An 18929-nucleotide genomic window follows, 5' to 3' on the forward strand; every position below is an offset into this window, starting at 1 on the left:
TCCTGCAGCCCTGCCCGGCTACAGGACGAAACCCTGCTTGCCGTCGTCCGTGACGACCGGACGCCCCGCAGCCGCCCACACCTGCATGCCGCCGTCCACGTTCACCGCGTCGATGCCCTGCTGCGCGAGATACATGGTCACCTGCGCCGAACGACCACCGGAACGGCAGATGACATGCACCCGCCCATCCTGTGGGGCGGCCTCGGTCAGCTCGCCGTAACGGGCCACGAAGTCGCTGAGGGGAATGTGCAGCGCCCCCTCGGCGTGACCCGCCTGCCACTCGTCGTCCTCCCGGACGTCCACCAGGAAGTCGTCGTCCTTGAGGTCCCCGACCTCGACCGTGGGCACACCAGCTCCGAAACTCATGCCCCGACGCTACCCGCTACCGGATCTAACCGACCAGCTCGGCCAGCTCCGCCTCGCGTGCGGCGACGTCGGCGAGCAGCTTCTCGGCGATCTCGTCCAACAGGGTGTCGGGGTCGTCCGGCGCCATCCGCAGCATCGAGCCGATAGCGCTGTCCTCCAGCTCCCTCGCCACCAGCGTCAGCATCTCCTTGCGCTGCGCCAGCCACTCGAGGCGGGCGTACAGCTCCTCACTTGCGCTCGGGCTGCGCTCGGCGGGCGCAGGGCCGGCCGCCCACTCCTGCGCCAGCTCGCGCAACAGCGCCTCGTCGCCCCGGGCGTAGGCCGCGTTCACGCGGGTGATGAACTCTTCGCGCCGGGCCCGCTCCGCGTCCTCCTGCGCCAGATCCGGGTGCGCTTTGCGAGCCAGCTCGCGGTACAGCTTGCGGGCCTCCTCACTGGGCCGCACCCGCTCCGGAGGCCGGACCGACCGGTCCGTCAGCATCGCCGCGGCCTCCGGGAGCAGTCCCTCCCCGTCCATCCAGCCGTGGAACAGCTCCTCGACCCCCGGCATCGGCAGGACCCGGGCGCGCGCCTCGGCGGCCTTGCGCAGATCCTCGGGATCGCCGGTACGGGCGGCACGGGCCTCGGCGATCTGCGCGTCCAGCTCGTCGAGCCGGGCGTACATGGGACCGAGTTTCTGGTGGTGGAGCCGCGAGAAGTTCTCGACCTCGACGCGGAAGGTCTCCACCGCGATCTCGAACTCGATCAACGCCTGCTCGGCGGCCCGCACGGCCTGCTCCAGCCGCGCCTCGGGCCGGGGCTGCTCAGCTTCGGGGGTCGTCACCCGACCAGCCTAGGCCAAGCCCCACGTACCGTCGGCGCGCACCGAGCGTGGAAGACCGCCGCCTGCCGCGAGGGAGGCCCCGCCCGCTCCACCCCACCGTGTGCCGTGCCGTGCCGTCCTCACACTCCCGTCTCGGCCGGGATCCGTCCCGCCCGTACCGCCGCGACGAGGTCCGTGTGGTCCGCCTCGGTGCGGTCGGCGTAGGCGACGGCGAACCCGGCGATCGCCTCGTCGAGCTCCTCGTTCTTGCCGCAGTAGCCGGCGACGACGCGCGGGTCGGCACTGTGGGAGTGCGCGCGGGCCAGCAGCGCGCCCGTCATGCGGCCGTAGTCGTCGACCTGGTCGGCGGCGAGTGCGGCCGGGTCGACGCTCCCCTTGCGGTTGCGGAACTGCCGTACCTGGAAGGGGCGTCCCTCAACCGTCGTCCAGCCCAGCAGGACGTCGCTGACGACCTGCATGCGCTTCTGGCCGATCACCACCCGGCGGCCCTCGTGGTCCACCTCCGGCGTCTCGAAGCCGGCAGTCCGCAGATGCGGGACGAGCGCGGAGGCGCGGGCCTCCTTCACTTGGAGGACCAGGGGCTCACCGCGGTGATCGAGCAGCAGCACCACGTAGGACCTCGTCCCCACGCTGCCCGTGCCCACGATGCGGAAGGCCACGTCGTGGATCGAGTGACGGGCGAGAAGAGGATGGCGGTCCTCGGACAGGGTGGTCAGGTAGTGCTCCAGGGACGCGGCCACCGCCGCGGCCTCGGCGTCCGGGACCCGGCGCAGCACCGGCGCAGCGTCGACGAAGCGCCGGCCGCCGTCCTCCGTCGCCTCGGTCGACTTGGCCGCGAACCGTCCGCTGGTGTTGGCCCGCGCCTTCTCCGACACCCGCTCCAGGGTGCCCAGCAGGTCGTGGGCGTCGGCGTGGGAGACGAGCTCTTCGTCGGCGATGGCGTTCCAGGCGTCCAGTACGGGCAGCTTGGCCAGGAGCCGCATGGTGCGGCGGTAGGAACCGGCCGCGCCGTGCGCCGCCCTGCGGCAGGTGTCCTCGTCCGCGCCGGCCTCGCGGCCCGCCAGCACGAGAGAGGCGGCGAGGCGCTTGAGGTCCCATTCCCAGGGGCCGTCGACGGTCTCGTCGAAGTCGTTCAGGTCGATGACCAGCCCCCCTCGCGCGTCGCCGTACAGGCCGAAGTTGGCGGCGTGGGCGTCCCCGCAGATCTGGGCGCGGATGCCGGTCATCGGGGTGCGGGCCAGGTCGTACGCCATGAGTCCCGCGGAGCCCCGCAGGAACGCGAACGGCGTGGCCGCCATCCGGCCGACCCTTATCGGCGTCAGCTCGGGGATGCGACCTCGGTTGGACTCCTCGACCGCGGCCACCGCGTCCGGCCGGGCGGCGTCCAGGTCTAGCTCGGCATGCGCCGACCGCGCCACCCTCCCGCGCAGGGCCCTGCCGGCCTCTTTGGGGCTCTCCCGCACACCGGCCCCCGCGTCGGACGACTCACCGAGGCGCGCCGCGAACCCCCGCACCTGGGGAATCCTGCACAGCCCGACGGCTTCACCCGTCCCGGCCGACCCGCTCGCTCCGGTCTCTGCACCACCGGTCCCGGTCATCATGACCGCCTCCCCCGCACACATACGCTCAGCAGCTCCGGGACGAGCCCGACGAGCCGAACATCAACTTGTGCAGACCGTACAGCCGTCGGCTGAAAGTCGTCAGACCTTGTGAACAACTTCGGGATTGTGGATAACTGCCTCGCGACGGACGCCGCGGGGCAGCCGCTGACAACCGGCATGTTTCACGTGAAACACGCACCGGCGTCCACCCGCCCCGCCGAACCCGTGGGAACCCGCGGGACGTCCTGGCGGCCACTCCCCCTGAGACGTTCATCACACACGGTGAGCGATCACTGACTCGTCATCGACCCGCCCCGGCCTCACCGCGCAGTCCGCGACCCCACGCCGGAGACCGACCTGACCGGAGAACGCGAAAGCCCCTCAGATCCGAGATCTGAGGGGCTTTCGACTGGTGCGCGAGGGGGGAGTTGAACCCCCACGCCCTTGCGGGCACTGGAACCTGAATCCAGCGCGTCTGCCTATTCCGCCACCCGCGCATTGGGTGTGTCTTCGGGTTTTGGGCTTTTCGGCCTGTCGCCCTCCGACATGCAGAACATTAGCACGCGCGCCAGGGTGCGTTCACATCCCTTCCGGGCGGGCAGGGAGCAGGTGGGAGACCGTCGAGCGTCCCCCGTGCGTCCCCCGTGCGTCCGCGTCCGTCCCCGTACGTCTCCGCAAGGATTGGTTCACGTATCAACCTCGTACCTATGGCGGCCGTCTCCCCAGGAGCCGGACCAGGAGCACAGCCGGGTGCGGGACACTGGTCCCGGGCCGCCTCTACGATCCTGGGCAGAAGCAAGCGTGTGCAGCAGGGAAGCAGGGGCGCGAGCGGCCCGCCGACACCGGTCGACGGGCCCGACAGGGGGAACCAGCCGATTCACCCGCGCGTGGATACGATCAGTAAGCAGTACAGGTAAGCAGCACCAGGCGAGCAGCACGGCACGGGACAGCAGCCACGACGGAGGAGGTGCCCCATGGGAGTTCTGAAGAAGTTCGAGCAGCGTCTCGAGGGTCTGGTCAACGGCACCTTCGCCAAGGTCTTCAAGTCCGAGGTCCAGCCCGTCGAGATCGCCGGCGCGCTCCAGCGCGAGTGCGACAACAACGCCACGATCTGGAACCGCGACCGCACCGTCGTCCCCAACGACTTCATCGTGGAGCTGAGCACGCCGGACTACGAGCGGCTCAGCCCCTACTCCGGCCAGCTCGGCGACGAGCTGGCCGGCATGGTGCGCGACTACGCCAAGCAGCAGCGCTACACCTTCATGGGGCCGATCAAGGTCAACCTGGAGAAGGCGGACGACCTCGACACGGGTCTGTACCGGGTGCGCAGCCGCACGCTCGCCTCGTCCAGCAGCCAGACGCCGGAACAGCCGGCCGCCGGCGGCCGGCAGCGCTCCGCGGGACCGGGCGGCGCCGCCGCCTACCCCGGCGCCGCTCCGCCGATGCCGTCCGCACCGCCGCCCGGCGCCCCCGGCGCCCGTCCCGGCGGCTACGGCTACCCGCCCGCCGCGGGCGCACAGCGCCCCGGCGCGGCAGGCGGCGGCCTGGCCGGGGCCCCGCAGCCCGGGTCACGCACCCGCCACTGGATCGAGATCAACGGCGCACGCCACCAGATCTCCCGCGCGACGCTCGTGCTGGGCCGCAGCACCGAGGCCGACGTGCGGATCGACGACCCCGGCGTCTCCCGCCGGCACTGCGAGATCCGGACCGGGTCGCCCTCGACGATCCAGGATCTCGGCTCCACCAACGGCATCGTGGTGGACGGGCAACACACCACCCGCGCTACGCTCCGCGACGGCTCGCGGATCGTCGTGGGCAGCACCACCATCATTTACCGGCAAGCCGAAGGGTGAAGCGGGGGCAATGTCAGAGCTGACCCTCACGGTCATGCGGCTGGGTTTCCTGGCCGTACTGTGGCTGTTCGTGATCGTGGCCGTGCAGGTCATCCGCAGCGACCTGTTCGGTACGCGTGTCACCCAGCGCGGTTCGCGCCGGGAGGCCGGGCGGGCGCAACAGCAGGCCCAGCGCCAGCAGGCGCCTCCGCAGCAGCGCCAGCAGCCCGCCGCCGCGGGCCGCACACGCCGCAACGCACCGACGAAGCTGGTGGTGTCCGAGGGCATCCTCACCGGCACGACGGTCGCGCTCCAGGGCCAGACCATCACGCTGGGCCGGGCGCACGACAGCACGATCGTGCTGGACGACGACTACGCCTCGAGCCGCCATGCCAGGATCTACCCGGACCGCGACGGCCAGTGGATCGTCGAGGACCTGGGCTCCACCAACGGCACGTACCTCGACCGATCGCGGCTGACGACTCCCACACCGATTCCGCTGGGCGCGCCGATCCGTATCGGCAAGACCGTCATCGAGCTTCGGAAGTAGTGCTGCATCATGAGTGAGCGCGAGCGGAGCGAGCACACGGCGGCGGCCGGCACTCAGGGCCCCGGTGTGCTCCCGACCGGAGGGTGGGCAGTGTGGCTCGACACGACCGGCTGTACCCGGAGCCGACGGGCGAGGTGCGCATGAGTCTGTCACTGCGTTTCGCCGCCGGATCGCACAAGGGCATGATCCGGGAGGGCAACGAGGACTCCGGTTACGCCGGTCCGCGCCTGCTGGCCATCGCCGACGGCATGGGCGGCGCCGCCGCCGGCGAGGTCGCCTCCTCGGAGGCCATCTCCACCATCGTCGCCCTCGACGACGACGTGCCCGGCTCCGACGTCCTCACCTCGCTCGGCACGGCCGTGCAGCGGGCCAACGACCAGCTGCGCTCGCTGGTCGAGGAGGACCCCCAGCTCGAGGGCATGGGCACCACGCTCACCGCGCTGCTGTGGACGGGCCAGCGACTCGGTCTCGTCCACGTCGGCGACTCGCGCGCGTACCTGCTGCGGGACGGCGTGCTGACGCAGATCACGCAGGACCACACCTGGGTGCAGCGGCTGGTCGACGAGGGCCGCATCACCGAGGAAGAGGCCACCACCCACCCCCAGCGGTCGCTGCTGATGCGCGCGCTGGGCAGCGGTGAGCACGTGGAACCGGACCTGTCGATCCGCGAGGTCCGGGCCGGCGACCGCTATCTGATCTGCTCCGACGGCCTGTCCGGCGTGGTGTCCCACCAGACGCTCGAGGACACCCTCGCCAGCTACCAGGGCCCGCAGGAGACCGTGCAGGAGCTGATCCAGCTCGCGCTGCGCGGCGGCGGCCCCGACAACATCACGGTGATCGTCGCCGACGTCCTCGACCTGGACACCGGGGACACGCTCGCCGGGCAGCTGTCCGACACCCCGGTCGTCGTCGGCGCGGTCGCCGAGAACCAGCTCCAGCTGCACGACAACGGCATCATGCAGACCCCGGCGGGGCGCGCCTCCGGGCTCGGCCGCAGGCAGCAGGGCCACGGCGGGGGCGGGCAGTTCGGTCCGCCCGGCTCCGGCGGCGACATCACGGGCTTCATCCCCACCGACGGGTTCGCCGACTACACCGACGACGACTTCGTCAAGCCGCGCAAGGGCCGCCGGTGGCTGAAGAGATCCTTCTACGGGGTGCTCACCCTCGCCGTCATCGGCGGCGGCCTGTACGGCGGCTACCGCTGGACGCAGACGCAGTACTACGTCGGCGCCAGCGGCGAGCACGTCGCCCTGTACCGGGGCATCAGTCAGGACCTGGCGTGGGTGTCGTTGTCGAAGGTGGAGAAGGACCACCCCGAGATCGAACTCAAGTACCTCCCGCAGTACCAGCAGAAGCTGGTCGAGGCGACGATCGCCGAGGGCAGCCTGCCGAACGCCCAGAAGAAGATCGACGAGCTGGCCGTTCAGGCTTCCGCGTGCAAGAAGCAGGCGGGTGGCACCGCCGCGGGCGCCACCGGTTCGCAGACCTCCTCGAAGTCCGGTTCCAAGACCGGTTCGAAGACCGCTGAGGGCCGGGGGGGCGCCGCCTCGGGAACCACGTCCGTCTCCCTCACGTCCAAGGCATCGCCGAGCCCCTCGGCAACCGCGTCCCCGTCCGTACCCGCGACCCCCACTCCCACCCCCGGTCCGAGCCTTTCGGAGGAGGAGCAGAAGGTCGTCTCGCGGTGCGGTGAGCAGTAGGCAAGCCGTGAGAGGCCCCGTCACACGATGAGCAGTACTACCAACTCGCCGACGCACCACACGTCCACGATCGGCTCGATCGGCACACCGAGCCGGCGCAACACCGAGCTCGCGCTGCTGGTGTTCGCCGTCGTCATCCCGGTGTTCGCCTATGCCAACGTGGGCCTGGCGATCAACGAGCAGGTGCCGTCCGGCCTGCTGAGCTACGGGCTCGGTCTCGGTCTGCTGGCCGGCGTCGCGCATCTCGTCGTCCGCAAGTTCGCGCCGTACGCCGACCCGCTGCTGCTGCCGGTGGCGACGCTGCTGAACGGGCTGGGGCTGGTCGCCATCTGGCGCCTCGACCAGTCCAAGCTGCTCAAGCGGATCGAGCAGGCCGGCACGGCCGCTCCGCGGCAGCTGCTGTACACGGCGATGGGCATCGCGCTGTTCGTGGTGGTGCTGATCTTCCTGAAGGACCACCGCGCCCTGCAGCGCTACACCTACATCTCCATGGTGGGCGCGATCTTCCTGCTGCTGCTGCCGCTGGTTCCGGGCCTCGGCAAGAACATCTACGGCGCGAAGATCTGGATCTCGGTCGCGGGTTTCTCCATCCAGCCCGGTGAGTTCGCCAAGATCGTGCTGGCGATCTTCTTCGCCGGTTATCTGATGGTGAAACGCGACGCGCTGGCCCTCGCCAGCCGCCGCGTCCTCGGTCTGTACCTGCCGCGCGGCCGCGACCTCGGCCCGATCATCGTGGTCTGGATCATCTCGATCCTGATCCTGGTCTTCGAGACGGACCTCGGCACCTCGCTGCTGTTCTTCGGAATGTTCGTCATCATGCTGTACGTCGCCACCGAGCGGACCAGCTGGATCGTCTTCGGTCTGCTGATGTCGGCGGCCGGCGCGGTCGGCGTGGCCCAGTTCGAGAGCCACGTCCAGCAGCGAGTCCAGGCGTGGCTCGACCCGATGAAGGAGTACACGCTCTCCCAAAACAACGTGCTGGGCCACTCCGAGCAGGCCATGCAGGCCCTGTGGGCGTTCGGCTCCGGCGGGACGCTGGGAACCGGCTGGGGTCAGGGCCACTCCGAGCTGATCAAGTTCGCGGCCAACTCCGACTTCATCCTCGCCACGTTCGGCGAGGAGCTCGGCCTGGCCGGCATCATGGCGCTCCTGCTGCTGTACGGCCTGATCGTCGAACGCGGCGTGCGCACCGCCCTCGCCGCCCGTGACCCCTTCGGCAAGCTGCTCGCCATCGGCCTCTCCGGCGCGTTCGCCCTCCAGGTGTTCGTCGTCGCCGGCGGTGTGATGGGGCTCATCCCGCTGACCGGTATGACGATGCCGTTCCTCGCGTACGGCGGTTCGTCCGTCATCGCCAACTGGGCTCTGATCGGCATCCTGATCAGGATCAGCGACACCGCCCGCCGTCCGGCGCCCGCGCCTGCCTCAACCCCCGACGCCGAGATGACCCAGGTGGTCCGCCCGTCATGAACAAGCCCCTGCGCCGGATCGCGATCTTCTGCGGCCTCCTGATCCTCACCCTGCTGCTGCGGGACAACTACCTGCAGTACGTCAAGGCGGACAGCCTCGCAAGCGACACCAAGAACCGCCGCGTCAACATCACGCGGTACGCCACCCCGCGCGGCAACATCGTCGTCGGCGGCAAGGCGATCACCGGTTCGGTGGAGACCACCGGCGACTACAAGTACAAGCGCACCTGGACCAACGGCCCGATGTGGGCGCCGGTCACCGGCTACTCCTCGCAGGCCTTCGGCGCCAACCAGCTGGAGCGGCTGGAGGACGGCATCCTCAGCGGCAACGACGACCGGCTCTTCTTCCGCAACACCCTGGACATGATCACGGGCAAGGAGAAGGAGGGCGGCAGCGTGGTCACCACCCTCAACGCCGCCGCGCAGAAGGCCGCCTACGAGGGCCTGGGCGACAAGAAGGGCGCGGTCGCCGCGATCGAGCCGTCCACGGGCAAGATCCTCGCGCTGGTCTCCACTCCGTCGTACGACCCCTCGAAGTTCGCCGGGTCCTCCGACAAGGACGCCGAGGAGTGGAAGAAGGTCCAGAAGAAGAACAACCCCGACGACCCGATGCTCAACCGGGCGCTGCGGGAGACCTACCCGCCCGGTTCCACGTTCAAGGTGGTCACGGCCGCCGCGGCGCTGGAGAACGGCAAGGTCTCCGACATCGACGACAAGACCGACACCCCCGACCCGTTCAAGCTGCCGCAGTCCTCGACCAAGCTCACCAACGAGCACGGCGAGTGCAAGAACGCCAGCCTGCGTTACGCGCTCATGGTGTCCTGCAACACCGTCTTCGCGAAGATGGCCGACAACGTCGGCAACGACAAGATGATCGAGCAGGCGTCCAAGTTCGGCTTCAACGAGGCCGAACTGGACACCCCGGTGCGCGCGGCCGAGTCGGTCTACCCCAAGGACAACGCCCCGCAGAACGCGCTGGACGGCATCGGCCAGGGCTCCAACCGGGCCACCCCGCTGCAGATGGCCATGGTCGCCTCGGCGGTCGCCAACGACGGCAAGCTGATGAAGCCGTACATGGTGGACCAGATCTGGGCGAAGCTGGACCCTCTGGACACCACGGAGCCCCAGGAGCTGTCCCAGGCCGTCTCGGCCAAGACCGCGCAGGCGCTGCAGAAGATGATGGAGACGGTCGTCGAGGACCCGCAGGGCACCGGCGGAAAGGCCAAGATCGACGGCGTGAAGGTCGGCGGCAAGACCGGTACCGCCCAGCACGGCCTCAACAACAGCGAGAAGCCGTACGCCTGGTTCATCTCGTACGCCAAGCTGTCCGACGGCAGCGCGCCGGTCGCCGTCGCCGTCGTCGTCGAGGACGGTGCGGCCAACCGTGGCGACATCACCGGCGGCGGTCTCGCCGGCCCGATCGCGAGGGACGTGATGAAGGCAGTCATCGGCAACAAGAAGTGACCCCCATCACGTCGCCTACACATCGGTGCACGTTGCGATACCGGTCTCGTATCGGGTGACGGGCTTGGCCAGGTCACACAGCTCCGTCCGGGTACGGTATGCCCGGACGGCAGCCTCCGTCCGCACATATGTGCCGGGCGGGACCGACGGAGAGGGCTGGTAGGTAGCTATGGAAGAGCCGCGTCGCCTCGGCGGCCGGTACGAGCTGGGCCACGTGCTCGGCCGTGGTGGCATGGCCGAGGTCTACCTCGCGCATGACACCCGCCTCGGCCGTACCGTGGCGGTGAAGACGCTGCGCGCGGACCTCGCGCGCGACCCGTCCTTCCAGGCCCGGTTCCGCCGGGAGGCCCAGTCTGCCGCCTCGCTCAACCACCCCGCGATCGTGGCGGTGTACGACACGGGCGAGGACTACATCGGCGATGTGTCCATCCCGTACATCGTCATGGAGTACGTCGACGGGTCCACGCTCCGCGAGCTGCTCCACTCCGGCCGCAAGCTGCTGCCGGAGCGGACGCTGGAGATGACCATCGGCATCCTCCAGGCCCTGGAGTACTCGCACAGAGCCGGCATCGTCCACCGCGACATCAAGCCCGCGAACGTCATGCTGACGCGCAACGGCCAGGTCAAGGTCATGGACTTCGGCATCGCCCGCGCCATGGGCGACTCCGGCATGACGATGACGCAGACGTCGGCGGTCATCGGCACCGCGCAGTACCTCTCGCCGGAGCAGGCCAAGGGCGAGCAGGTCGACGCCCGCTCCGACCTGTACTCCACCGGCTGTCTGCTCTACGAGCTGCTGACGGTGCGGCCGCCGTTCATCGGGGACTCCCCGGTCGCGGTGGCCTACCAGCACGTCCGGGAGGAGCCGCAGCCGCCGAGCGTCTTCGACCCCGAGATCACCCCCGAGATGGACGCGATCGTCCTGCGGGCGCTGGTCAAGGACCCGAACTACCGCTACCAGTCCGCCGACGAGATGCGCCTGGACATCGAGGCCTGCCTCGACGGCCAGCCGGTCGCCGCCACGGCCGCGATGGGCTCGGTCGGCTACGGCGGGTACGGCGACGACCACGCGACGACGGCGATGCGCTCGGCGGACGCGGGCGCCACGTCGATGCTGCCGCCCATGAACCCGGACGACGGCGGCTACGGCTACGACGACCGGCCCGACCGGCGCCGACAGAGGAAGTCGAACACCTCGACGATCCTGCTCGTCGTCGCCGCCGTGCTGGTCCTGGTGGGCGCGGTCCTGATCGGCAAGTGGGTCTCCAGCGGTGGGGTCAACAACGAGTCGGTGCCCGTGCCCAACCTGATCGGCCAGACCCAGGCCGACGCCCAGAAACAGCTGACCAACAGTGATCTGAAGCTGGGAACGGTCACGCAGAAGCCCTGCGAGGACCAGCCCAAGGGCAAGATCTGCGACCAGGACCCCGATCCTACGAACAAGGTCGACAAGAACAGCGCCGTCAACCTGGTGGTATCCACCGGCGCGCCGAAGGTCGCCCTCCCGGATGTGCAGGGCCTGACGTTCGACAAGGCGAAGGAACAGCTGGAAGCCAAGGGATTCGTGGTCGAGAAGGAGACTCAGGAATCCGACCAGCGTCCCGATGTCGTCATCGGCCAGGACCCCAAGGGCGACACCGAGTTGGAGAAGGGCGCCACGATCACCCTCACCGTGGCGGTGGAGAAGGCGAAGTCCACCGTCCCCGACGTCTCGAACAAGAGCTGTGACGAGGCGAAGGCCCAGATGCAGCAGAACGGCCTCAAGGGCGACTGCGTCGAGGTCGACACCCAGGACCAGAACCAGGTCGGCAAGGTCATCCAGACCGTGCCGTCGATCGGATCCCAGGCCGACAAGGGCTCCAAGGTCCAGATCCAGATCGGCAAGAGCACCCAGACCCAGGTGCCGGGCAACCTCCAGGGCATGTCCCTGAAGGACGCCAAGAAGGCGCTGCAGGACGCGGGCCTGAACGTCGGCAACATCGCCGGTTCCCAGGACGACGACGCCCAGGTCATCAACTCCGACCCGGCCCCCGGCAGCACGGTCAACAGGGGTCAGACGGTCAACCTGATCGCCTTCAAGAACGGCAACAACAACGGCGGTAACAACGGCGGTGGCGGCTTCTTCGGAGGAGGCGGCGGCTAGCCGGGCGGCAGGAACAGACAGCGCGGGCCCCGCCGGTCGAGTTCCGGCGGGGCCCGCGCGTCTGACAGGGACGGGCCCGTCGGCTCAGCCCAGTTCCTTCGGCGGGGTGCGGTCGGCGTCCACCTTGTCGACCCGCACCAGCTCGCCCCACACCACGTACCGGTACCGGGACGTGTACACCGGTGTGCAGGTCGTCAGGGTGATGTAGTGGCCCGCCTTCGTCTTCCCCGACTCCTTCGGGACCTGGGCGAGGACCTGCACGTTGTACTTCGAGGTTTCGTCGAGGATGTCGTACACCTTGTAGACGTACCACTTGTCCTTCGTCTCGAAGACGATCGGGTCGCCCTTCTCCAGCTTGTCGATGTTGTGGAACTTCGCGCCGTGGCCGTCGCGGTGGGCGGCGAGGGTGAAGTTGCCCTTCTTGCCCGTCATCGGCAGCGTCGCCTTGCTCGGGTCCGTGTAGTAGCCGGCGACGCCTTCGTTGAGGATCTTCGACGAGGTGCCCTTCGCGACCAGCACCTCCCCGTTCCTCATCGCGGGGACGTGCAGGAAGCCGATGCCGTCCTTGGTGTCGAGCGCCCCCGGCCCTGCGGGCTCCTGCGCCCAGGTGTCGCGCACCCGGTCGCCCTGCCGGTCCGCGTGCCGGTCCGCGACGACGTTGGTCCACCACAGGGAGTAGACGACGAACAGGCCGAGCACCAGGCCGACGGTGATGAGGAGTTCCCCGAAGACGCTGACGGCCAGGGCGACCCGGCTGCCTCTGCGGCGCGGCGCCGGCCCGGACGCGTCCACGCGCGCGTGCTGTTCGTGCTCGGTGTCGCCGGTGGTCGCTGCCACGTTCATCTGCCCCTACTCGCTGCACACCTACGGACCGCACGCCTACAGGGGCGCACGCCTATTCGACGAGCGCATCCGGCTTGCCCTTGCTGCGCGGCCGTTCCTCGACCATCTTGCCCCAGACGATCAAGCGGTACTTGCTGGTGAACTCCGGCGTGCAGGTGGTGAGGGTGATGTACCGGCCCGGCCCGGTGAGTCCGGAGCCCGGCGGGACCGGATCGAGGACGCTCGTGTTGCTCGGCGCGGTCACCGGCAGCGTCGACGTCATCTTGTAGACGAAGTACTCGTTCTGCGTCTCGACGACGATGGGGTCGCCCGCCTGCAGCCGGTTGATGTACCGGAACGGCTCGCCGTGCGTGTTGCGGTGGCCCGCGAGCCCGAAGTTCCCGGTCTTGGCGTCGGGCATCGCCGTCGCCAGCGGAGCCTCGCCGTAGTGGCCGACCATGCCCTTGTCGAGGACCTTCTTGTTGCTGACGCCCTCGGCGATCGGCACCACCACGTCCAGCTTGGGGATGTGCAGAATGGCGAAACCCTGCCCCGGCGAGAACGCGCCGGGAGCACGCTTGCCGCTGGCCCAGTCGTCCTGGAGGCTGCTCGCCTCCCGGTCCGCCTGCGCGTGGGCGCGCACGTTCGTCCACCACAGCTGGTAGGTCACGAACAGGAGCATCAGCACGCCCGTGGTGATGAACACCTCGCCGATCGCCCGGCTGGCGACCACCGCCGGGCTCGGCTTGCGCGCCCGTTCCCGGCGGCGCGCCTCGACGCGTGACAGCGGCCGCTCGTCCTGCGCGGGTGCGTCGGCCCCGCTGTGCGACTCGGATGCCTCACCCGGACCGCCATGACGCCCACGGCGCCCCTTGGCGGCCTTCCTGCGGGCCGCGCGGCCGCCCGCAGGGGTTCCGGGGGCCGGAGTGACGGCTGAGTCCCCAGAGGCGGCCATGGGTCCACGGCCGAACGTGAGCGACGGCGGTATCCGCAGCGCCACCGTCTCCTCGTCGACGGGCGGCCGGTACGCCTGCTCCCGGTAGGGGTCGGCGCCGTACGGTTCACCGCCGAAGGACCCGTCCGACGCGGCGCCGTACGAGTCCTCGCGCTCGGGCCGCAGCGCGGTCACGCCGTGGCCCTGCCCACCACCGGGGCGAGCCCCGCCGACCTCGCCGGCGCGCCCTCGTCGCCGCACTCCACGAGCCAGTTGGCCAGCATCCGGTGCCCGTGCTCGGTGAGCACCGACTCCGGGTGGAACTGCACGCCCTCGACGGGCAGTTCGCGGTGACGCAGGCCCATGATGATGCCGTCGTGGGTCCGGGCGGTGACCTCGAGCTCGGCGGGGACCGTCGCCGGCTCGGCGGCCAGCGAGTGGTAGCGGGTCGCGGTGAACGGCGACGGCAGACCGGCGAAGACACCCCTGCCCTCGTGCTCCACCCGCGAGGTCTTGCCGTGCAGCAGCTCCGGGGCGCGGTCCACGACCCCGCCGTACGCGACCTGCATCGACTGCATGCCCAGGCAGACGCCGAAGACGGGGACCCCGGTGTCCGCACAGTGACGGACCATCTCCACGCAGACCCCCGCCTCTTCGGGCGTGCCGGGCCCCGGGGACAGCAGGACGCCGTCGAAGCCGTCCTGCGCGTGGGCCGTGGAGACCTCGTCGTTGCGCAGGACCTCGCACTCGGCGCCCAGCTGGTACAGGTACTGGACCAGGTTGAAGACGAAGCTGTCGTAGTTGTCGACGACGAGAATGCGCGCGCTCACTGGTTGTCCACCGTCACATCGTTGAAGGGAAGCAGCGGTTCGGCCCACGGAAAGACGTACTGGAAGAGCGCGTACACCACGGCCATCACCAGCACGATCGAGATCAGCGCCTTCAGCCACGCGTTTCCCGGCAGATGCCGCCAGATCCAGCCGTACATGCCGTCCCTTCCGTCGCACCACGGCACCTGACTCACGCCGTACACCACCAGACTAACGGCGCAGAGCCCTCGGTTCGCCTGCCTCCACGGGCTGTGTGGAGTCCAGGTGCGCCCAGACGATCAGCCGGTGACTGTGGCCCCATTCGGGATCGCACGTGGTCAACGTCAGGTACCGGCCCGGACGCGTGTACCCCGACTTACGTGGCACAGCGTCGATCACCTCGACGTCCGAGGGCACTGTTTTGTAGGGCCCTTTGTCGATCCGATACGTGAACCAGGTCGTCCCGTCCGTCAGCACCACGGCATCACCCCGTCTGAGCTCGGGAAAGTCCTTGAACGGGTCGCCGTAGGTCCGGCGGTGGCCGGCGACGGAGAAGTTCCCGGTCTGCCCGAGCCGGGCAGTCCCCGTGTAGTGACCCAGCCCCTTCTTCAGGGTCCCGGTCGAGGTCCCCTCGAGCACCGGCTTGTTCCACGTGAAACCAAGACGCGGGATGTACATCACCGCGAAGGGTCGGCCGCCGCGGTAGGACGGCTGCGGCGCGGCGCCGGTGGGGCTCGCGCTCGGGGCGGGTCCCGCGGCCTGACGGTCCCACTGTTCGTGCAGGGCGTCGATCTGGTCGTCCATGGCCCGGTCCGCCCGCACGCCGGTCCAGAACAGCACATAGACGACGAAGAGGACGATGACGGCTCCCACGGTGACGCACAGCTCGCTGATCGTCCTGACGATCACCCGCACCGACACAGGCGCCCCCGGCTGCCGCTGCTCCGCTACTCCACAGGCTTGGCGTAGTGCAGATCCACTGTGCCCGAGTAGCCCGGCAGAGTCACCGTCCCGTCCTCGGTCACTTTCCAGCCGAGGCCGTAGACGTTGACGTAGACCATGTAGTTCTGGATCGCCGGGGAGTCCGCGAGCGCCTGCTGCATCTTCTCCGGGTCCCCCACGGCCTGGATCTTGTACGGCGGGGAGTAGACGCGGCCCTGGAGGATCAGGGTGTTGCCGACGCAGCGGACGGCGCTGGTGGAGATCAGCCGCTGGTCCATGACCTTGATTCCCTGGGCACCGCCCTGCCAGAGCGCGTTCACCACGGCCTGGAGATCCTGCTGGTGGATGACCAGGTAGTCCGGCTGCGGCTCCGGGTAGCCGGGGAGTTTGGCGGTGGCGTTCGGCGGGGCGTCGTTGAGCGTGACGGTGACGGCCCGGCCCTTGAGCTTCTGGGTGCCGGCGCTCTTCTCCAGTCCGGCGAGCTTGTCGTCCTGGGCCTGAGTGCTGCCGTCGTCGGCCTCGGCCAGCGACTCCACGTCGTCGCGCAGGGCGGCGTTGGTCTCGTCCAGCTCACCGTTCTTCTGGCTGCGCTCCTGGATGAGGTCGGAGAGCTTCAGCAGGGAGGCGTCCGTGCGGATGTTGGTGCCCTTGGCGGTGGTGAAGCTGGTGAAGAAGAGGAGACCGGCGAGGGCGAAGACGCCGATCGTGAGCAGACGCACCGGCCGGAAGCCGCCGAAACCGCCCCTGCGGCCGGGCGAGGGGGAAGGCGGAACGACCGCGTCCGCAGTCTCCGGCGAATTCGATGGAGAAACGTGTCCGGGATCGGGCGCGGAACCCGTTGATCCCGTCCGGGGGGAGTCGGCAGAATTGCTCAACGTACCCTTATCTCCTTCAGCGCCGTAGAAGCACTACGCTAACGGACGCCCGGGGGAGCCCAGCAGCCCCCCAGTACGCAGCCCCCGAGCCCGACCCAGTACCTGCGCGGCCACGCAGCGCATCGACAGGAGAGACCCTCGTGCCGAAGTCACGTATCCGCAAGAAGGCCGACTACACGCCGCCTCCGGCGAAGCAGGCGACCGCGATCAAGCTGAACAGTCGCGCCTGGGTCGCACCGGTGATGCTGGCCATGTTCATCATCGGGCTCGCCTGGATCGTGGTCTTCTACGTCACCGACGGCACGCTGCCCATCGACCAGCTGAACAACTGGAACATCGTGGTCGGCTTCGGGTTCATCGCGGCCGGGTTCGGCGTCTCCACGCAGTGGAAGTGACGGGCGTCCAGGGACCCGTCCAAGGCTCCGACCGAAGCTCCGACCAGCTCTGCCCATGACTCTCCACAGAGTTATCCACAGCGGTTTCCACACTTGGGGAAAGAACGACGATCTGTGGATAACCTCTCGGAGGTTGACGCCGGTGTGACCTAACTACCGGTCGCCGCCTTCACTCGAAAAACTGTTCGCCCCCTGCCTGACCTGCGAAAACGCAAGTCGCGAGCAGGGGGCGAAGCTGTTCCCGCACTTTGTGCACAAGATTCGCCACAGACTGTGGACAACAGCGCGCTCAGGTGAGCTGGGCGGTCCTCAGGAGCGTGACGACGACGACCGCGCCCAGCATCAACGCGCAGGCCCCGAACTGGACGAGGGCGCGGCGCTCGCGCGGCGCGTACACCATGGCCGCGCCGACGACGAGACCGGCGACCAGACCGCCGACGTGCGCCTGCCAGGAGATACCGCTCCAGCCGAACGTGATGACCAGGTTGATCACCAGCAGGGCGATCACCGGACGCATGTCGTAGCGCTGGCGCCGCACCAGCACCGCGAGCGCGCCGAAGAGCCCGAAGACGGCGCCCGAGGCGCCGAGCGAGGCCTGGTTGGGCGCGGCCAGCAGATAGGTCAGCGCGCTGCCGGCGAGCCCCGACACCATGTACAGGGCGAGGTAGCGGGCCCGGCCCAGGGCGGCTTCGAGCGGGCCGCCGATCCACCAGAGGCTGAGCATGTTGGACAGGATGTGGATGTAACTGCCGTGCAGGAACATCGCGGTCAGCATCCGGTACCACTGGCCTTCGGCGACGCCCTGGAGCTCGCCGAAGCCGAGAGCCGGCATGAACGCGCGGCCGATCAGGTCGAACCGGTCGGTGAAACTGTCGCCGACGGCCTGCTGGACCAGGAACATCGCCAGGTTGAGGCCGATGAGGATCTTCGTGACCAGGTGCGGGTCGGCGGCCACCGCGCCGCCCGCGATCGTGCGGGGCTGCGAGGCGCTCGGGGCGTGACCGGTGCCGGAGCCCTCGCGGACGCACGTCGGGCACTGGAAGCCGACGGAGGCGCTGACCATGCACTCCGGGCAGATCGGACGCTCGCAGCGGGTGCAGCGCACGCCGGTCTCCCGGTCGGGGTGCCGGTAGCAGACGGGCGGGCCGCTGTGTGCGTCGTCCTGCCGGCTGCCGGACGCCTGGTCCATGTGGGCTCCCAGTGGGTGGTCTGAAGTCGTCGGAGCAGGTGAAGGAACCGCCCTGCTCATCCTTACGGACCAGCAGGGCGTTTGGTTCCCGAAGGCCTGCCGCGCATCCGGACTCAGGTCGTCCGGCGCCCCACGACGACCGAGTCGATGACGACGTCCTTCAGCGGGCGCTCCGTACGCGGGTTGGTCTGCACCTTGGAGATCGCGTCGACGACCTTCTGGCTCGCCGTGTCCGTGACCTCGCCGAAGATGGTGTGCTTGCGGGTCAGCCAGGCCGTCGGGGAGACGGTGATGAAGAACTGCGAGCCGTTGGTGCCCGGGCCGGAGTTGGCCATGGCCAGCAGGTAGGGCCTGTCGAACCGCAGCTCCGGGTGGAACTCGTCCGCGAACTGGTAGCCGGGGTCGCCCGTGCCGTTGCCCAGCGGGTCGCCGCCCTGGATCATGAATCCGTCGATCACCCGGTGGAAGACGGTGCCGTCGTAGAGCCTGGCCGAGGACCGCACGCCCGTCTTGGGGTTGACCCACTCGCGCTCGCCGGTGGCGAGCTCCACGAAGTTCTTGACCGTCTTGGGGGCGTGGTCCGGGAAGAGCCGGATCTCGATGTCGCCGAAGTTGGTCTTCAGCGTGGCGTACAGGTGCTCGGCCACGATCTTGATCTGCCTTCCGTCGTCTTGCTGTGACTCCCCGATCCTCGCACGGTCCAGGACGGCGGAAGCCGAACCACCGGTCCCGCCGGGTCGTACCGGTCCGTCCCGGTCGTCACAGTGCCCGTACGGGTCGGTGCGGGTCCCTCCGGACCCCGTCGGATCCCGTCGGATCCCCTCGCGTCCCTCCGACTCCCGGAAGGGACCGAGAGGACCGACGCTTCCGTCAGGAAAACGCGCCCGAGTCCTCCCGGACGGGAGCGAGCCGGGCCGATCCATGGCATCGTCGGTTTTGTCGCCCTGGCGAGCCTCTGTCGCCATTGCCCTGAATCTGAACTGAATCCGTCCTGAAACCGCCCCGAATCCGTCCGCCG

The 18929-nt window shown here is 69.3% G+C and carries 18 protein-coding genes and 1 tRNA gene; 7 read left to right on the forward strand and 12 right to left on the reverse strand.

Going from position 1 to position 18929, the window contains the following annotated elements:
* Positions 1-18: 18 nt before the first annotated feature.
* The 4 genes from ACH4ZA_RS09405 to ACH4ZA_RS09420 form a co-directional block, all read right to left on the reverse strand.
* On the reverse strand, positions 19-348 hold the full coding sequence (locus tag ACH4ZA_RS09405; RefSeq protein WP_319282224.1) for a rhodanese-like domain-containing protein: 330 nt from the start codon (positions 346-348) through the stop codon (positions 19-21).
* Positions 349-391: 43 nt separating this feature from the next.
* Positions 392-1189, reverse strand: coding sequence for a J domain-containing protein (locus ACH4ZA_RS09410; RefSeq protein ID WP_398428704.1), 798 nt, complete (start codon positions 1187-1189; stop codon positions 392-394).
* Positions 1190-1308: 119 nt separating this feature from the next.
* Positions 1309-2787 (reverse strand): DUF2252 domain-containing protein, encoded by a 1479-nt coding sequence (locus tag ACH4ZA_RS09415; RefSeq protein ID WP_319282222.1) that lies wholly within the window; start codon positions 2785-2787, stop codon positions 1309-1311.
* Positions 2788-3200: 413 nt separating this feature from the next.
* Positions 3201-3287: transfer RNA gene (locus tag ACH4ZA_RS09420), tRNA-Leu, on the reverse strand.
* Positions 3288-3764: 477 nt separating this feature from the next.
* Here ACH4ZA_RS09420 and ACH4ZA_RS09425 point away from each other — a divergent pair.
* From ACH4ZA_RS09425 to pknB, 6 genes are all read left to right on the forward strand, one after another.
* A complete protein-coding gene (locus tag ACH4ZA_RS09425) occupies positions 3765-4643 on the forward strand; it encodes an FhaA domain-containing protein (RefSeq protein ID WP_398428706.1) in 879 nt (292 codons plus the stop codon).
* A 10-nt stretch (positions 4644-4653) separates the two neighbouring features.
* Positions 4654-5172, forward strand: a complete 519-nt coding sequence (locus ACH4ZA_RS09430; protein WP_057576678.1) for an FHA domain-containing protein — start codon at positions 4654-4656, stop codon at positions 5170-5172.
* A 140-nt stretch (positions 5173-5312) separates the two neighbouring features.
* Entirely contained in the window at positions 5313-6872 is a 1560-nt protein-coding gene (locus tag ACH4ZA_RS09435; RefSeq protein ID WP_319277056.1) for a Stp1/IreP family PP2C-type Ser/Thr phosphatase, read from the forward strand.
* Positions 6873-6899: 27 nt separating this feature from the next.
* Entirely contained in the window at positions 6900-8339 is a 1440-nt protein-coding gene (locus tag ACH4ZA_RS09440) for an FtsW/RodA/SpoVE family cell cycle protein (protein ID WP_319276787.1), read from the forward strand.
* The gene (locus ACH4ZA_RS09445; protein WP_319276789.1) at positions 8336-9802 is read left to right on the forward strand and encodes a penicillin-binding transpeptidase domain-containing protein; all 1467 of its coding nucleotides are present in this window, start codon (positions 8336-8338) and stop codon (positions 9800-9802) included. The genes ACH4ZA_RS09440 and ACH4ZA_RS09445 overlap by 4 nt, the downstream gene beginning before the upstream one ends.
* Before the next feature lie 169 nt (positions 9803-9971).
* Positions 9972-11945 carry a Stk1 family PASTA domain-containing Ser/Thr kinase gene (gene pknB / locus ACH4ZA_RS09450; protein ID WP_319276791.1) on the forward strand — a complete coding sequence of 658 codons (1974 nt, stop codon included), beginning with the start codon at positions 9972-9974 and terminating at the stop codon, positions 11943-11945.
* Between the two features lie 84 nt (positions 11946-12029).
* Here the strand turns inward: pknB and ACH4ZA_RS09455 are convergent, their stop codons facing one another.
* The 6 genes from ACH4ZA_RS09455 to ACH4ZA_RS09480 are packed head-to-tail and all read right to left on the reverse strand — an operon-like array spanning position 12030 to position 16327.
* Entirely contained in the window at positions 12030-12782 is a 753-nt protein-coding gene (locus ACH4ZA_RS09455) for a class E sortase (RefSeq protein ID WP_398428888.1), read from the reverse strand.
* A 58-nt stretch (positions 12783-12840) separates the two neighbouring features.
* Positions 12841-13896: a class E sortase gene (locus tag ACH4ZA_RS09460; RefSeq protein WP_319276794.1), complete on the reverse strand. Its 1056-nt coding sequence runs from the start codon at positions 13894-13896 to the stop codon at positions 12841-12843.
* Entirely contained in the window at positions 13893-14531 is a 639-nt protein-coding gene (locus ACH4ZA_RS09465; RefSeq protein WP_319276796.1) for an aminodeoxychorismate/anthranilate synthase component II, read from the reverse strand. Before ACH4ZA_RS09465 ends, ACH4ZA_RS09460 begins: the two co-directional genes overlap by 4 nt.
* Positions 14528-14725, reverse strand: a complete 198-nt coding sequence (locus ACH4ZA_RS09470; RefSeq protein WP_319193537.1) for a hypothetical protein — start codon at positions 14723-14725, stop codon at positions 14528-14530. The genes ACH4ZA_RS09465 and ACH4ZA_RS09470 overlap by 4 nt, the downstream gene beginning before the upstream one ends.
* A 16-nt stretch (positions 14726-14741) precedes the next feature.
* A complete protein-coding gene (locus ACH4ZA_RS09475) occupies positions 14742-15425 on the reverse strand; it encodes a class E sortase (RefSeq protein ID WP_319277057.1) in 684 nt (227 codons plus the stop codon).
* 32 nt (positions 15426-15457) lie between these two features.
* Positions 15458-16327, reverse strand: coding sequence for a DUF881 domain-containing protein (locus ACH4ZA_RS09480; RefSeq protein WP_398428710.1), 870 nt, complete (start codon positions 16325-16327; stop codon positions 15458-15460).
* Between the two features lie 140 nt (positions 16328-16467).
* Between ACH4ZA_RS09480 and crgA the strand changes: the two genes are divergently transcribed.
* Complete coding sequence (crgA, locus tag ACH4ZA_RS09485; protein ID WP_057576664.1) at positions 16468-16722, forward strand: cell division protein CrgA; 255 nt, start codon at positions 16468-16470, stop codon at positions 16720-16722.
* Between the two features lie 289 nt (positions 16723-17011).
* On the opposite strand, the gene ACH4ZA_RS09490 is transcribed toward crgA, so the two are convergent.
* Together ACH4ZA_RS09490 and ACH4ZA_RS09495 are read right to left on the reverse strand one after the other, a co-directional pair.
* Positions 17012-17911, reverse strand: coding sequence for a rhomboid family intramembrane serine protease (locus tag ACH4ZA_RS09490; RefSeq protein ID WP_398428712.1), 900 nt, complete (start codon positions 17909-17911; stop codon positions 17012-17014).
* A 113-nt stretch (positions 17912-18024) separates the two neighbouring features.
* The gene (locus ACH4ZA_RS09495; protein ID WP_319276800.1) at positions 18025-18558 is read right to left on the reverse strand and encodes a peptidylprolyl isomerase; all 534 of its coding nucleotides are present in this window, start codon (positions 18556-18558) and stop codon (positions 18025-18027) included.
* Between the last annotated feature and the right edge of the window lie 371 nt (positions 18559-18929).

It is taken from the genome of Streptomyces sp. NPDC020597, assembly GCF_044335095.1.
Taxonomy (GTDB): domain Bacteria; phylum Actinomycetota; class Actinomycetes; order Streptomycetales; family Streptomycetaceae; genus Streptomyces.